A 14,434-nucleotide genomic window follows, 5' to 3' on the forward strand; every position below is an offset into this window, starting at 1 on the left:
CGTTCAAGGGAAACTTGAAAGTGTTCCAGAGATGTTGCGCAAAGCCGGGTAATTTCATCTATGGACTCCTTAGTTCAGGGCTTCGACCGGCTTGAAAGTATTCTCCACCAGCGGCTTGGCATCCGCTTGCGGCACGTGGCACTGCAGACAGAAGTAGCGACGGGGGGAGACTTCACCCAGGGTCAGGCCGTCACGGGTCTCGAAGTGAGTCGGGCTGATCTTGGGAGCCTTCATGGCACTGGCGTTCTTGAAGCTGTGACAGGCCAGACACTTGTTGACCTTGTTGTCCACCTCGTAGTTACGGGTATCGTGCGGGATCAGCGGGGGCTGATGCATGTACTGACGATCGTAGATGTCGCCATCCTTGCGATAGTTCTTGAGCGGGGCGGCCTCGGCCTCGATCGCGAGATCCGTGCTGCCTCGCTCCGACTTGATGCCTCCCGTGCTGTTGGTGATCTCGGGGACTGCCGCCATCAAGGAACCCGCCATCAGGCAGGCCAGCATTGCTCCAATCAGCTTTTTCATTATGTGTTCTCCGACGTTTTCTCTGCCTTGACGGCAAAACCTACTGTGATTTCGAAAACTTGCTCCGCGCAGACATCGATGCAACGGCCGCAGTTAGTGCACTCCTGAGCCACAATCAAGGGCCCGTGACCGCGCCTGGCACCGTGGACCGGGCCGCGCAGGATGGGACGCTCGGGGCAGACCGCATAACAATCCATACAGTTGCTGCAACGCTCACGCCCTTTGGCAGAAATCTTGATGAACCCGACCCGGTTGAGCAGGGCATAGAAAGCCCCTACCGGGCAGAGATGGCCACACCAGCCTCGCTCCACCACCAACAGATCGAACAGGAACAGGGCCACCAGCAAGCCCCAGCCCGCTCCCATGCCAAACAGCAGACCACGCAGGGTCAGCGACACCGGGTTGACCAGCTCCCACACCAGCACGCCCGTGATGGCCGGAGCCAGCAGCACCATGGCCAGCAGCCAGTAGCGCGTGTTGCGGTCGAACTGACCGTTGCCCTTGAGGCCGAGCCGGGCCCGCAGCCAGGCCGCCGCATCGGTGATGAGGTTGACCGGGCAGACCCAGGAGCAGAACAGCCGCCCCCCGACCAGCCAGTACCCCAGCAGCACTATGGCCGCCCCGAACCACAGGGTGGCGAGGGGCCAGTGACCCGCCGCGACCGACTGCAACAGGGTGAGCGGCTCCGTCAGCGGCACCCTCTCCAGCAATAAAGAGCTCGAGAGGTTGCCCTTGAGGATCCAGATCCCCGCCAGTGGCCCCAACAGGAAGAGCCCCAGCACGCCGAACTGGGTCAGACGACGCAGCAGCAGGAAGCGGTGTGACCGCCACCAGCCGAGCCGCACCCTCGCCTCTTGCCCCGGATAGCGGCTCATAGCCCCTCCGGTTTGCGGGTCGGCAGGGTGAGGCGCTCACCGATGAGCGACTTGCCCGCCTTCTGCTTCTCTTCCCAGCCGAGCCGGTAGTGATGGCCGAGCTCCCCCTTGGCGAGCCGGTGGGGCACCACCTTGATGGCCGCCGTCTCCAGCACGCAGGCATGCTCGCACTTGCCGCAGCCGGTACAGCTGTCGCTGTGCACTGTGGGCAGAAACATGGCGTGCTTGCCGGTGCGCGGGTTGCGCACCAGTTCGAGCGTGATCGCCTGATCGATGAGCGGGCAGACCCGGTAACAGACATCGCAGCGCAGGCCCAGATAGTTGAGGCAGGTCTCATGGTCGATGAGCACCGCCACCCCCATCCGCGCCTGATCGATGTCGGTCATGGCCGGATCCAGCGCCCCGCTCGGGCAGGCCACCACGCAGGGGATGTCATCACACATCTCGCACGGCACGGCGCGCGCCTCGAAATAGGGGGTGCCGGTGGTCACCGGCTCCAGCAGCCTGGCGAGCTTGAGGGTGTCGTAGGGACAAGCCTCGACGCAGAGCCCGCAGCGCACGCAGGCGCCGAGGAACTCCGCCTCGTCCAGGGCCGCAGGCGGCCGCAGTGCCTGGGCGGGCACCGCCTGCGCCTGCTGCCGGGCCACCCCGCCGAGCCCTGCGCCAAGCAGGCCCACGGAGCAGGCCCCCTTGGCAAGGTCGGCCAGGAACTGGCGACGGCTGCGACTCATCCCCCGGACCCCGCCTTACGCCTTCATGACCTTGACGGCGCACTTCTTGTAATCCGTCTCCTTGGAGAGCGGATCCGTGGCGTCCAGGGTCAGCTTGTTGACCAGCTGGCTCGCATCGAAGAAGGGCATGAACACCAGGCCTTTGGGCGGACGGTTGCGGCCGCGGGTCTCGACCCGGGTCTTCACCTCACCCCGGCGGGAGGCGACGATCACCTCTTCGCCACGGCGCACGCCACGGGCCTTGGCATCTTCCGGGTGCATGAACAGCACCGCATCCGGGAAGGCGCGATAGAGCTCGGGCACGCGGCGGGTCATGGTGCCGGTGTGCCAGTGCTCCAGCACGCGGCCGGTGGAGAGCCACATGTCGTATTCCTTGTCCGGCGACTCGGCGGCCGGCTCATAGGGCAGCGCGAAGATCACCGCCTTGCCATCGGGCTTGCCGTAGAAGCGCACCCCCTCGCCCGCCTTCACATAGGGATCGAAGCCTTCGCGATAGCGCCACAGGGTCTCCTTGCCGTCCACCACCGGCCAGCGCAGGCCGCGGGCCTCGTGATACTGATCGAAGGGGGCCAGATCGTGGCCATGGCCACGGCCGAAGCTGGCGTACTCCTCGAACAACCCCTTCTGCACGTAGAAGCCGAAGTGGTCGGCCTCGTCGTTCAGTGCCCCCTTGCTCTGCTCTTTCGGGAACTGATCGACCTGACCGTTGCGGTAGAGCACCTCATAGAGGGTCTTGCCCTTCACTTCCGGCATCTTGGCGATGAGCTCGGCCGGCCACACCTCTTCCACGGTGAAGCGCTTGGCGAACTCCATCAGCTGCCACAGATCGGACTTGGCCCCTTCCGGCGCCTTGACCTGCTGGTGCCAGAACTGGGTGCGACGCTCGGCGTTGCCGTAGGCACCCTCCTTCTCCACCCACATGGCGGTGGGCAGGATAAGGTCCGCCGCTTGCGCAGTGACGGTCGGGTAAGGGTCGGACACCACGATGAAGTTGGCCGGGTTGCGATAACCGGGCAGCCCCTCCTCGTTCATGTTCGGGGCGGCCTGCATGTTGTTGTTGCACATCACCCAGTAGGCGTTGAGCTTGCCGTCCTTGAGCATGCGGTTCTGCAGCACGGCGTGATAACCCACCTTGTCCGGGATGGTGCCTTCCGGCAGCTTCCAGATCTTCTCGGCGATGGCGCGGTGCTTGGGCTCGGTCACCACCATGTCGGCCGGCAGGCGGTGGGCGAAGGTGCCCACTTCCCGCGCGGTACCACAGGCGGAAGGCTGGCCGGTCAGGGAGAAGGGACCGCTGCCCGGGGTGGAGATCTTGCCGGTCAGCAGGTGGATGTTGTAGCAGAGGTTGTTGGCCCAGACGCCGCGGGTGTGCTGGTTGAAGCCCATGGTCCAGTAGGAGACCACCTTCTTGGCCGGATCCGCATAGATCTGGGCCAGTTTTTCCAGCTTCTCCTTGGAGACGCCGGAGAGCTTGGAGACCGACTCGACGTCGTAGTCTGCCACGAATTTCGCGAAGTCATCGAAGCTCATGGGGGTGGAGTCGCCGCTGTCCGGGTTCTTCGCCTGCTGCTGCAGCGGGTTGGTCGGACGCAGGCCGTAGCCGATGTCGGTGACGCCCTTGCGGAACTGGGTGTGCTTGTTGACGAACTCCCAGTTCACCTTGTCGTTCTGGATGATGTAGTTGGCGACGTAGTTGAGGATCGCAAGATCGGTCTGCGGGGTGAACACCATACCGTTGTCGGCCAACTCGAAGCTGCGATGCTCGAAGGTGGAGAGCACATGCACCTGCACGTCCGGATTGGAGAGGCGGCGATCGGACATCCGGGACCAGAGGATGGGGTGCATCTCGGCCATGTTGGAGCCCCACAGCACGAAGGCGTCGGCCTGCTCGATGTCGTCGTAGCAGCCCATGGGCTCATCCATGCCGAAGGTGCGCATGAAGCCGACCACGGCCGAGGCCATGCAGTGACGGGCGTTGGGATCCAGGTTGTTGGAGCGGAAGCCCGCCTTCATCAGCTTGGAGGCGGCGTAGCCTTCCCACACGGTCCACTGGCCCGAGCCGAACATGCCGACCGCGGTCGGGCCCTTCTCTTTGAGGGTGGCCTTGAACTTCTCGGCCATGATGTCGAACGCCTGATCCCAGCTGATGGGGGCGAAGTCACCGTTCTTGTCGAACTTGCCGTTGGTCATGCGCAGCAGCGGCTGGGTCAGACGATCCTCGCCATACATGATTTTCGACAGGAAGTAGCCCTTGATGCAGTTGAGGCCACGGTTGACCGGCGCATCGGGATCGCCCTGGGTCGCGACGACGCGGCCGGCCTGGGAGCCCACCAGCACTGAGCAGCCGGTCCCGCAGAAACGGCACGGCGCCTTGTCCCAGGTGATGGCGGTCTTGTCGGTGCTGGTGATAAGGTTCGCCGCCAGGGTGGGGGCACTGACACCGGCCACGGCAGCGGCAGCCGCCACCGCATTGGCCTTCATAAAGTCGCGTCGACTCAGCTTCATGGCATATCCTCGCATTGCTTATCGAGTTCATCGAACTGGTGGTAGATCAGGGCGGCGGAGAGCACCCCGGGCATTGCCCCAATGGCATCTATGGCCGCCATGATGGGGCGCTGGCTCGACCCTTCCAGGGTCACCACCAACTTGCCTTCGTCGCTGACAGCGTGGATCTCGGCACCCTCGAGGGCCGCGATCTGTTCGGCGAGCCGGTGACGCAATGGGGGCTGGGTCAGCACCACCAGGCTCGATACGTGGAACTCTTCTCGGTTCATAGTGTTTTCCAACTTGCTCATCCTTGCTTCCTATCGGCTAGCGGCAGAGGCGATGCCACCCTGGGGGCATGCCGGCGACGCCCTGGCTCAGACCTGATTCGGTTCGCCGCGGGGTGCGCCGACCCTGATGCTGCCGACCGGGCAATCCGCGACGCAGGCGCCACAGCCATTGCACAGCTCGAGATCGATGCTGGGCGTCGGCACTCGTCCCAACTGGGGAGAAAAACGGATCGCATTGTGTTCGCAGCTGTCCTGACAGCGCTGGCAGAAGACCTGCTCATGGGCCAGACAACCGGCTTCGATATGGGCCACGTAGTCCCAGGGGGCTTCCGTCACCGGACGAAACAACGGCAGCTCGCAGGCCGAGACGCATTCGGTACAAAAGGTGCACTCGCCGCGGCTAAAGTCCAGGGTCGGGAAACCACCGTCTCCCTTGACCAGGATCTGCTCCGGACAGGCCGTCAGGCAGTCTCCGCAACGGGTACAGTCGGCCACGAAGTCGGGCCAGGAGAGGGACCAGGGCAGCCGTGTCTCGGGCTCGGGCGCACTCAGTCGGCCTCGAAACAAACCACGGCGTGACAGGTTGACCCCATCCGGCATATTGCTTCCTCTTCGCAGGTAAAAGACTCGAGTGCGGACTATGTGACTGGTATTTTCAATACCAATTATAAGCGTGGGTGTATATTGCGTCCCCGACAAGTTAAGGGATATACCACTAGGGGGATAAACAGGGGGGATTCTTGCGCTGGATCAATCCCTTGGCACAATGAGGTCACACAGGGGCGGGGCAAAATACCCCTATGTGAGGATTGCTTATTAATCGGTGGCTATTTTTATCGGGCGGCGAAACCTCAACCGCCGATGGAGGCAAGATGGGGGGTCATGCCGGCATTGCCGTCGTGCAGGCGATGGGTGGCGGCCTTGCCGACGAGGGCCTGGCGGATCCGTTGTTGCAACTCGTCCTGTTGGCTGTCGGCAGTGAGCAGATCCCGCAGCTCCACGCCGTGGTCGCCGAACAGGCAGAGGTGCAGCTTGCCCACAGAGGAGACCCGCAGCCGGTTGCAACCGGCGCAGAAGTCCTTGCTGTAGGGCATGATGAGCCCCACCCCGCCCTGTGACGCCGGGTGCATGAACACCTGGGCCGGACCGTCGTCGGCCCCGCGCAGCTGCTGGACCCAGCCATTGCCGAGCAGCTGCTGCTTGATGAGCTCGCCGCTGGCGTGGTGATCGCGAAACAGGCTGTCCATCTCCCCGGTCTGCATCAACTCGATGAAACGCAGTTCGATGGGCTTGTGCCTGATCCAGGCCAGAAACGCATCCAGCTGCTGATCGTTGAGCCCCTTGAGCAGCACCGCATTGATCTTCACCGACTTGAAGCCGGCGGCCAGTGCCGCTTCGATCCCCTCCATCACCTCCGCCAGCTTGTTCTCGCCGGTGATCTGGTGAAACTGGCGCGGATCCAGGCTGTCGACACTGACGTTGAGCGCGGTCAGGCCGGCATCGAACCACTCCTGCGCCCGCTCCTTCAAACGATAACCATTGGTGGTCATCGCCACCTTCTCGATCCCAGGCGTGTTGGCCACGGTCTCGATGATGGCGGTGAAATCACGGCGCAGGGAAGGCTCGCCACCGGTCAGGCGCACCTTGCGGGTGCCCATGGCGGCGAAACCGGACACGATCCGGCGGATCTCCTCTTGCGAGAGAAACGACTTGCGCCCCTCTTTATTCCCTTCTGGGGGGCGATAGCCGTCGGGCAGGCAGTAGGTACAACGAAAATTGCACACGTCGGTGACCGACAGGCGCAAATAGTAAAAACGACGGGAAAAACCATCTTCAAGTGGCAACATAAACACCTTTCCAAATACGGGAGGCCAGGGCATTTCTTTCCTGACCCTTACAGCGCGAAGATCGGCTGACGGCGGTTTCCCCCTATCTGAGGACTTAGGCAAAACCGCTCGGAGTTCATCTAGTTTTTCGATGCTAGCACAAGTTGGAGTACACTCCCACGCAACTTTATGTGGTTTCTTACCAGTCCCGGGACCCTCAACCAGCATGCGAAAGTGGTTCAAAGTGCAGTCTGTCAGCAGCGCCATCGGCCGCTCCATGGTGCTCATCCTGTTCATGGCGAGCCTGATCGCCGTCGTCGCCATGGTCACCCTGTTCTATTCGGTCCCCGATGCCAAGGCCATCAACCTGTCCGGCTCATTGCGCATGCAGGCCTATCGCATGGCCTACGAGATCGAGCAGGGCCAGACCGTGCTGGGGCGGCTCGCCCAGTTCGAGCAGACGCTGCGCGCACCCGAATTGCAGGAAACCCAGCGCTGGATCACCCCCGCCTCCCTGCGCCGCACCTATGGCGAGGTGTTGCTGCAATGGCAGGTGATGCGTGAGCACATCGAGAATGCCACCCCCAGGCGCTACACCGACAACACCGAGCAGTTTGTCGCCGCCATCGACGACTTCGTCAACCAGATGCAATACCACGTGGAGTTCAAGGTGCGCATGCTGGCACTGGCGGAGGGGCTGGGGCTGCTCTCCATCATCACCATCGCCTGGTTCACGGTGCGCTTCACCCGCCAGCAGGTGGTGGCCCCGCTCAACCAGCTGGTCTATTGTGCCCGCCAGATCCAGCGCCAGGAGTTCGATCTCACCCTGCCCCCCCACTGCGAGAACGAACTGGGGGAACTGTCGGGCGCCTTCGTCACCATGGCGGACGAACTCGGCAAGCTCTATCGGGAGCTGGAGAGCAAGGTGGAGGAGAAGACCGCCAAGCTGCAACAGGCCAACGATACCCTCTCCTTCCTCTATTCCACCGCCCAGAAGCTGCACGCGGCGCCGCTGAGCCGGCGTACCCTGCAGAAGCTGTTGGAGCGGGCGGCCGCCCATCAGCACATCGACTACATCCGGCTGACCCGCTTCGAGCACAACGCCATGCCGGTGTACATCACCGGCCGCAAGGGCTGGCCAGGCGATCTGGATAGCCTGGTGAGCTTCTATCTGCAGATGGACGATCAGGAGTTCGGGCGGCTCGACATGATCAGCGAGCACCCCATCGACGAGCGGCTGATGAAGAACTTCTCCATGCTGCTGGCCCAGGTGCTGCACAAGGACCAGACCCTGCTGCAACATCAGCGCCTGCTGCTGATGGAGGAGCGTGCCGTCATCGCCCGCGAGCTGCACGACTCGCTGGCCCAGGCGCTCTCCTACCTCAAGATCCAGTCCACCCTGCTCAAGCGCTCCGTCGCCAAGGGGGATCACGGCAAGGCCGAGGCGGCCATGCAGCAGATCGACGAGGGGCTCAGCAACGCCTATACCCAGTTGCGCGAGTTGCTCGGCACCTTCCGCCTCAGCATAGGTGACGCCAATCTCGGCGAAGCCATCGGCGTCATGCTGGAGCAGCTCAAGCCCCAGACCCGGGCCGAAATCAGGCTCCAATACGGTCTTGCCGATACTGACCTCGAGGCGGGGCAGCACATCCATATCCTGCAGCTGATCCGTGAGGCAGTGCTCAATGCCATCAAACATGCCGGCGCACAGCTGATTGAGGTTAGCTGTGAGACCCTGGCTGATGGTAACATTCAGGTTCAGATTTCAGATGATGGTGTCGGAATAGGGGGCGCGAGCTCCGCGGTCAATCACTACGGTCTTAGCATCATGAGCGAGCGCGCCAGCAAGTTGCACGGCCAGCTGGCCATCAGTGAGCCGCCATCCGGCGGCACCCGTGTACACCTGACCTTTCCCACCAGCCTAACAAGAGACGCCTGATGGACGAGATGAAATATAGTGTTCTGGTCGTGGATGACCATCCCCTCATGCGCAAAGGGATTGTGCAGCTGCTGGAACTGGAAGAGAACATCGAGGTGATCGGTGAGGCTTCCAACGGTACCGATGCCGTGGCCATGGCCAAGGAATCCGAACCCGACCTGATCCTGCTCGATCTCAACATGAAGGGGCTCTCCGGCCTCGACACCCTCAAGGCGCTGCGGGCCGAAGAGGTCACCTCCCGGGTGGTGATCCTGACCGTCTCCGATGCCCGCCAGGACGTGGTGGCCCTGCTCAAGGCCGGCGCAGATGGTTACCTGCTCAAGGACACCGAGCCTGACATGCTGCTGGGCCAACTGGCCGATGTCATGACCGGCAAGCAGATCCTGAGCGAGCCGCTTCGCCCCTATCTGGAAAACATCTACGAGCTGGATCATCTGCAGCAGAAGCTGGAGAGCCTGACCCGCCGCGAGATGCAGATCCTGCGCGAAATTGCCAAGGGGCTCTCCAACAAGCAGGTCGCCTCCGTGCTCCATATTTCCGAAGGGACGGTCAAGGTCCACGTGAAGAGTCTGCTGAAGAAGCTCGAGGCCCAGAGTCGGGTGGAAGCCGCCGTCATGTACCTGGAGCAGCGCAACTAGCGCGCTCACACCCAGGTCGCGGCTCAGCTGGCTGCATAAATAATCAATCAGGCCCCGCTACGTCGGGGCCTTTTGCTGACCAGGTGTCGACCCGTCCCCGCCACACAGTCCCGATCGGCCGGGCCCATGAAATGATTTATTTCCCCTCTGCGCCTTATTGAGCAAGTGCATTATTATCTTCAGGCGACCACACAGGAAGGATGGACGGCATGACTCCCGAACAGATCGAGTTGGTGCAGAGAGCATGGGGCAAGGTAACCGCGTTGAATCACACCTATGTGCAGGAGGTGTATGAGGAGCTGTTCCGACTGTCGCCGGAATTGATCAACCTCTTTCCCGATCCTGCGGGCATGCCGGTCGCCAAGGTGTCGGAGACCCTGAACACGGTGATCACCAGCCTGGAGCAGCTGGATGCCTTGGGTTTCATCATCAGGGATCTCGGTCGCAGACACCGCAAGTTCAAGGTGGAACCACACCAGTTCGCACTGTTGAAGCAGGCGCTGACGACAGTGCTGGCGCGGCGCTTGGGCGCAAACTTCAAGCCCGAGCTGGCCGAGGCCTGGTCACAGATGTATGACGAGATCGCGGCCCTGATGCTGGAAGGCTTGAACCAGCACGCCGAGTCAACCGCCTAGCCCACATCTGCCATCATGCCAGACAGCAGCTACCGCTGAAGGTGGATGGCAGAGGCGCATTTTGCAGGGGAGTCATTTGCAATATGCAAACGAGACCCCATTCTGCAGATGGGGCATGTTCGAAACCCTTGTGAGTCACTTGCGTCCAAGGCTGCATCGGACCAAAGCTGCATTTTTCCCTCCCCATAACCACATGATTTTCCTCGACTATTAAAATAGTTCTTCCTTCAACGGCCCCAATAAACCGATTTTTCCACCCTCTGGCACGGTCACTGCATTGTCATATGCAGATGCGACTTATCGGAGGATGGAACATGAAACTTCAACCCTTGGCACTGTTCCCCTTGCCCTCACACATACTGCCGGGCGGGAAACTCCCCCTGCGCCTGTTTGAGCCACGCCACCTGCAGATGCTCAAGGAGTCGTTCATCGATGATCGGGGCTTTGGCATCGTCATGGAAGAGACGACCAGCACGGGCAGCTGCGGACGCATACTGCCGGTCGGTACCCGCGTCAAGGTGACTGATTTCTACACCCTTAACGATGGCTTGCTCGGGGTCACAGTGCTCGGTCTCGAACGCTTCTCCATTCATGAAATGGAGACGGACGAAACCGGCTTGCGCCACGCCAAGGTAGAAACCCTGCCCAACTGGCCGAGTGCCCACTCCGATTTCAGCGACACACCGCTGGTGAGCAGATTGAGGGAGGTGTTTGAACAATATCCGGAACTGGATGAGCTCTACCCGGACAAGCAGTTCGACGATGCGGCCTGGCTCTGCCAACGCTGGCTCGAGATCCTGCCCATGCCGATCTATGAAAAACAGATGTTGATTGCCAAACAAAACAGTGAAGCGGCGCGCCAGTTCTTGCGCCGACTGATCGCACAGTGAGTCAAAAGTAGCTTTGCAAAATGCGAATATTCTTACAATGAAAACACATAATTCGCATTTTGCGACGAGCCGGCAGCGAGGAATAACAGATTACTCAGCTGCAAGCCGCAAAAACAGGTCATTAAAAGTTGGCACGAATTTTTCATAAGTGCCTGTACAACCCGATTTATCCCGTGCTCTCTTCAGTATTTGCTGAAGAATTGGTCAACCACCAGGTTGACCATTTTTTTTATCTGGATCCCGGGTTTACAGCCCCGCAATGCCGCTGCAAGCAGCTGCGCAGCCGGGCCAGGCTGATGGGTTTGGCCAGGAAATCGTTCATCCCCTGAGCCAGACAGCGCGCCCTGTCCTCCGTCATGGCATTGGCCGTCAGCGCCACTATCGGGATCCCGCACCCCATTTCACGCAAGCGGCGGGTCGCCTCCAGCCCATCCATATGCGGCATCCGCATATCCATCAGGATAAGATCGGGCCGCCGCTCGTTGACCTGCGCCAGCGCCTCCAGGCCATTGGCCGCCAGCCGCACCCTGCACACCAATTTCTGCAGCATGAGCGACACCACCAGCTGATTGACCGGGCTGTCCTCCACCACCAGCACATCCAGATCCAGCATGGCGAGCGCATCGGTGACGGGCTGACCCGGGTCGATGCAAGGGGCCGCCATGCCGGGCAACTCGAACCAGAAACGGCTGCCCTGACCGGGCGTACTCTGCAGGCAGATCTCGCCGCCCATCAGCTGCACCAGCCTCCGGCTGATGGCAAGCCCGAGCCCGGAGCCGGAGAAACGGCGGGTGGCCGAGCTGTCGACCTGAAAAAATGGCTCGAACAACAACCCCTGATCCTCGGCGGAGATACCGATCCCGGTATCGGTCACCGACACCCTCAGTCGCTCATCCTGCCACCCCAGCGCCAGCTGCACGCTGCCGGTGGCGGTAAACTTCACCGCATTGCCGAGCAGGTTGCCGATCACCTGGGACAGACGGACCGAGTCCCCCTGCAACCAGTCCGGCACCGATGCATCCAGTTGCCAATGCAAGCGGATGCCCTTGGCGCTGGCTTGCGCCTGCAGCGGCTCCACCAGCGCCTGACACAGGCGGGTGGGTTGCAGCGGCTCAGCATGCAGCGCCAGGGTGTGAGATTCGATCTTCGAGAAGTCGAGCACATCATCGATGATGGTCTGCAGCAGATGCGCCGAGTGGGTGGCATGGCCGAGCAGGGCCTGTTGCTGGGCCTCGAGCCGCCCGTATTGCAACAGATCCAGCATCCCCAGCACCGCATTCATGGGGGAGCGGATCTCGTGAGTCATCATGGCCAGGAACTGTGACTTGGCCCGGTTGGCCGTCTCCGCCTCGTCCCGTGCCCGCGCCAGCTCCTGCTCCCGGCGGATCTGGTTGTCGATCTCCCGCGCCGTGCCCCGATAACCGATAAAGACACCGTCGGCATCGAAGCAGGGCTCGGCGTTGAGCTCCATCCAGCGAGGCCCTCTGGCCAGCACCACCTGGGTGCGCATCGCCCGCACCGGCAGTTGCAGCGCGATCAACCGTCGGTACTTGCACCACTCGGGATCCTGGGGGTCATGGGCAAAATCATAGAGGCTGCGGCCAACCTGGCGGGCGATCAGCTCTCTGCGGTAACCGGGGGCCGACACATAACTGAGCCTATGCTCGGGATCCGTCTCCCAGAACCAGTCGGACGCCATGGCGGCAAAGCTGCGAAAACGCTGCTCGCTGGCCTGCAGGGCCAGGGTCTTGAGCTCGACCTGCTCCTGCAGGCGAGCTCTATAGGCAATGTTGACCAGCGCCTGGGAGATGAGGGGACGGCACCGCTGCATCGCCGCCTTGCTCTTGAGATCGAAGGTGCCCACGGCGCCATGACGGCAGATGAGCACCCCGGAAAAACCGGGGGCCTGCAGCCCCGTCATCATGACGCTGGCCCAGCCCGCCGCCCCCGCCAGGGGTGCCAGCTCAGGCAGCTGGGACGGATCATAGATGACCAGGGTTTCCCCCGCGATGGCGCGGGAGAAGAGCGGGGTCAGTGGCCAGGGGCGGCCCGTCTCCTCGGGCTGGGTGCTGAGATGAGTGGTGCCGCTCGCCCCGCCCCAGGCCACCACATCCGCATGCTCGAAGCCGATGAAGGGCTTGAGCGTCTGGATGAGGCTGTCCAGCACCTGCTCCAGGCTCTGGGCATCGGCCAGCGTCGCCACCCCGCACAGCAAGGCCTGCGACTCCTGGCGGTATTTGGCCTCCCGCTCCCGGCAACGCACCAGCTCCACCAGTGTGGTCTGCAGCTTGTCACCCAGAGCTTCGAGTTCGGTATTGCCTATCATCTTGTGTCCAGCACTGTGTCAGCTATCAAGGAAGATTACGCTCGATACCATGAGGTTGCCATGGGCCAGCTCACCATGGGGCAAACGCCCCTGCTCACCGAAGGTAAAAGGGGTGATGAAGGGGATCTCCCCCAGCTGGCTGCGGAACTGGTCGACGACATCGTTCAGGCTCTCCCCCAACACCAGTCGGCAGCCGGCACAGAACACCACCAGGGCGCCGAAGGGCTGCAGGCTGCCCGCCATGCCATATTCGGGCTCGATCCGCACCGCATTCAGGCTGCGCTGCAACAGGCCTTCCTCACTGCTGTACATCAGCTGCAGGCGCTCCCCCAGCCGGGTCTCGGTAAACAGCCGCAACCCTTCTCTCGGGGTCACCGCCTCGGGATGAGAGAGCTTGTAATAAGGCATGTCGTCCAGGGTCCCGACCTGGCGGGCCAGCGGAGAGAGGGTGGTCTCCCTCAGGATGGGGCCCACCTGCCAGGGGGTCTCGCGCTCCGTCCAGCGGGCATACACCCGGGCCGCCGGCTCATGATCTATGGTCAGCACCTCGCGCCCATCCAGGGCGGTGATGGTGCCATGCTGTTCGGTGGGCACGTAGCCGGAGTGAAACTGGAAGGCCAGCTGGCAATCGGGGTAGAGCACCGCCAGCACAGCGCCTTGCCGGCTCTCGCCCTCGTCCCAGCACAGCTGCCATTCGCCGGTGACCCCATCATCCGCCGCCGAGCCCCCCACGACGGGAACCGTCGTGCCGAACTCCGCCTCGATCCCCGCCAGCATGACCTCTTCCAGCCCGGGGCTGGTGTGCAGCAAGATGAGTTGCGGCAGCTCGCCGGGGCGTCCGCCATCGGCGATGGCGCCGCGCAGCAGCTGGCGCGCATCCAGCTCATCCCCGGCCTGACCGGCCACGCCGTAGGCCCCCTTGTCGTCATAGAGGGCGGCGACCGCCAGGCCCCAGCCATGCCGGGCATGGTGGCCGGCCTGGGTCATGATCCCGCCGCAGGAGCTGCAACCGATGAGACGACAATCCGGGAAGCGGATTTTAAGCGCATGGCGCAGTACCGCAGCATCGTGAGCTTGGGTAAAATAGACCAGCAACAACGATGGGGAATGAGCTGATTGAGCGAGCAGCCGCTCGGCTATATGTTGGGCGGCCAGCAGGGTCGTCTCTGCAAGAGAGTGAGCCGTCAGGAAGTTCAACGCCATCTCCTAGTGGTATGCGATGCAGGTGGTAAGCAAAAATCATACCCTTATCAAATGATTAGCTGGCCATATTGG

General features: G+C 62.2%; 13 protein-coding genes and 1 riboswitch. Of the genes, 4 read left to right on the forward strand and 9 right to left on the reverse strand.

What is annotated here, in order from left to right:
* Positions 1 to 69 precede the first annotated feature (69 nt).
* From KW825_RS02615 to moaA, 7 genes are all read right to left on the reverse strand, one after another.
* Positions 70 to 525, reverse strand: coding sequence for a nitrate reductase cytochrome c-type subunit (locus tag KW825_RS02615; RefSeq protein WP_042651412.1), 456 nt, complete (start codon positions 523 to 525; stop codon positions 70 to 72).
* Positions 525 to 1,400 carry a quinol dehydrogenase ferredoxin subunit NapH gene (gene napH / locus KW825_RS02620; RefSeq protein ID WP_218328110.1) on the reverse strand — a complete coding sequence of 292 codons (876 nt, stop codon included), beginning with the start codon at positions 1,398 to 1,400 and terminating at the stop codon, positions 525 to 527. Before napH ends, KW825_RS02615 begins: the two co-directional genes overlap by 1 nt.
* Positions 1,397 to 2,131: a ferredoxin-type protein NapG gene (gene napG / locus KW825_RS02625; RefSeq protein ID WP_042651410.1), complete on the reverse strand. Its 735-nt coding sequence runs from the start codon at positions 2,129 to 2,131 to the stop codon at positions 1,397 to 1,399. The genes napH and napG overlap by 4 nt, the downstream gene beginning before the upstream one ends.
* Positions 2,132 to 2,146: 15 nt before the next feature.
* Positions 2,147 to 4,636: a nitrate reductase catalytic subunit NapA gene (napA, locus tag KW825_RS02630; protein ID WP_218328111.1), complete on the reverse strand. Its 2,490-nt coding sequence runs from the start codon at positions 4,634 to 4,636 to the stop codon at positions 2,147 to 2,149.
* Positions 4,633 to 4,926, reverse strand: coding sequence for a chaperone NapD (locus KW825_RS02635; protein WP_232018914.1), 294 nt, complete (start codon positions 4,924 to 4,926; stop codon positions 4,633 to 4,635). The genes napA and KW825_RS02635 overlap by 4 nt, the downstream gene beginning before the upstream one ends.
* A 66-nt stretch (positions 4,927 to 4,992) precedes the next feature.
* Positions 4,993 to 5,505 (reverse strand): ferredoxin-type protein NapF, encoded by a 513-nt coding sequence (gene napF / locus KW825_RS02640; protein WP_218328112.1) that lies wholly within the window; start codon positions 5,503 to 5,505, stop codon positions 4,993 to 4,995.
* Between the two features lie 251 nt (positions 5,506 to 5,756).
* On the reverse strand, positions 5,757 to 6,752 hold the full coding sequence (gene moaA / locus KW825_RS02645) for a GTP 3',8-cyclase MoaA (RefSeq protein WP_218328113.1): 996 nt from the start codon (positions 6,750 to 6,752) through the stop codon (positions 5,757 to 5,759).
* A riboswitch (molybdenum cofactor riboswitch) is annotated at positions 6,740 to 6,878 on the reverse strand. (Overlaps the previous gene by 13 nt.)
* 79 nt (positions 6,879 to 6,957) lie before the next feature.
* On the opposite strand from moaA, the gene narQ reads away from it, so the two are divergent.
* The 4 genes from narQ (at position 6,958) to KW825_RS02665 (ending at position 10,833) form a co-directional block, all read left to right on the forward strand.
* Positions 6,958 to 8,670 carry a nitrate/nitrite two-component system sensor histidine kinase NarQ gene (gene narQ / locus KW825_RS02650; protein WP_218328114.1) on the forward strand — a complete coding sequence of 571 codons (1,713 nt, stop codon included), beginning with the start codon at positions 6,958 to 6,960 and terminating at the stop codon, positions 8,668 to 8,670.
* The gene (narL, locus tag KW825_RS02655) at positions 8,670 to 9,308 is read left to right on the forward strand and encodes a two-component system response regulator NarL (RefSeq protein ID WP_042651404.1); all 639 of its coding nucleotides are present in this window, start codon (positions 8,670 to 8,672) and stop codon (positions 9,306 to 9,308) included. The genes narQ and narL overlap by 1 nt, the downstream gene beginning before the upstream one ends.
* A gap of 209 nt (positions 9,309 to 9,517) precedes the next feature.
* Positions 9,518 to 9,943 carry a globin domain-containing protein gene (locus tag KW825_RS02660; RefSeq protein ID WP_042651403.1) on the forward strand — a complete coding sequence of 142 codons (426 nt, stop codon included), beginning with the start codon at positions 9,518 to 9,520 and terminating at the stop codon, positions 9,941 to 9,943.
* A 314-nt stretch (positions 9,944 to 10,257) separates the two neighbouring features.
* Positions 10,258 to 10,833, forward strand: a complete 576-nt coding sequence (locus KW825_RS02665) for an LON peptidase substrate-binding domain-containing protein (RefSeq protein ID WP_218290174.1) — start codon at positions 10,258 to 10,260, stop codon at positions 10,831 to 10,833.
* A gap of 229 nt (positions 10,834 to 11,062) precedes the next feature.
* On the opposite strand, the gene KW825_RS02670 is transcribed toward KW825_RS02665, so the two are convergent.
* Both KW825_RS02670 and KW825_RS02675 read right to left on the reverse strand, forming a co-directional pair.
* Positions 11,063 to 13,159 carry an ATP-binding protein gene (locus tag KW825_RS02670; protein WP_218328115.1) on the reverse strand — a complete coding sequence of 699 codons (2,097 nt, stop codon included), beginning with the start codon at positions 13,157 to 13,159 and terminating at the stop codon, positions 11,063 to 11,065.
* 18 nt (positions 13,160 to 13,177) lie between these two features.
* Positions 13,178 to 14,362, reverse strand: coding sequence for an FIST signal transduction protein (locus KW825_RS02675; RefSeq protein WP_218328116.1), 1,185 nt, complete (start codon positions 14,360 to 14,362; stop codon positions 13,178 to 13,180).
* Positions 14,363 to 14,434: the final 72 nt, after the last annotated feature.

This window comes from Aeromonas sp. sif2433, assembly GCF_019218705.1.
Classification (GTDB): Bacteria; Pseudomonadota; Gammaproteobacteria; order Enterobacterales; family Aeromonadaceae; genus Aeromonas; species Aeromonas encheleia.

What these genes read in the sequence shown, in the direction of transcription:
- KW825_RS02670 (WP_218328115.1), bottom strand. Translation starts at nt 13,159, where the DNA reads ATGATAGGCAATACCGAACTCGAAGCTCTGGGTGACAAGCTGCAGACC.
- narL (WP_042651404.1), top strand. Translation starts at nt 8,670, where the DNA reads ATGGACGAGATGAAATATAGTGTTCTGGTCGTGGATGACCATCCCCTC.
- KW825_RS02675 (WP_218328116.1), bottom strand. Translation starts at nt 14,362, where the DNA reads ATGGCGTTGAACTTCCTGACGGCTCACTCTCTTGCAGAGACGACCCTG.
- KW825_RS02635 (WP_232018914.1), bottom strand. Translation starts at nt 4,926, where the DNA reads ATGAGCAAGTTGGAAAACACTATGAACCGAGAAGAGTTCCACGTATCG.
- napF (WP_218328112.1), bottom strand. Translation starts at nt 5,505, where the DNA reads ATGCCGGATGGGGTCAACCTGTCACGCCGTGGTTTGTTTCGAGGCCGA.
- napG (WP_042651410.1), bottom strand. Translation starts at nt 2,131, where the DNA reads ATGAGTCGCAGCCGTCGCCAGTTCCTGGCCGACCTTGCCAAGGGGGCC.
- KW825_RS02615 (WP_042651412.1), bottom strand. Translation starts at nt 525, where the DNA reads ATGAAAAAGCTGATTGGAGCAATGCTGGCCTGCCTGATGGCGGGTTCC.
- KW825_RS02665 (WP_218290174.1), top strand. Translation starts at nt 10,258, where the DNA reads ATGAAACTTCAACCCTTGGCACTGTTCCCCTTGCCCTCACACATACTG.
- moaA (WP_218328113.1), bottom strand. Translation starts at nt 6,752, where the DNA reads ATGTTGCCACTTGAAGATGGTTTTTCCCGTCGTTTTTACTATTTGCGC.
- napA (WP_218328111.1), bottom strand. Translation starts at nt 4,636, where the DNA reads ATGAAGCTGAGTCGACGCGACTTTATGAAGGCCAATGCGGTGGCGGCT.
- narQ (WP_218328114.1), top strand. Translation starts at nt 6,958, where the DNA reads ATGCGAAAGTGGTTCAAAGTGCAGTCTGTCAGCAGCGCCATCGGCCGC.
- napH (WP_218328110.1), bottom strand. Translation starts at nt 1,400, where the DNA reads ATGAGCCGCTATCCGGGGCAAGAGGCGAGGGTGCGGCTCGGCTGGTGG.
- KW825_RS02660 (WP_042651403.1), top strand. Translation starts at nt 9,518, where the DNA reads ATGACTCCCGAACAGATCGAGTTGGTGCAGAGAGCATGGGGCAAGGTA.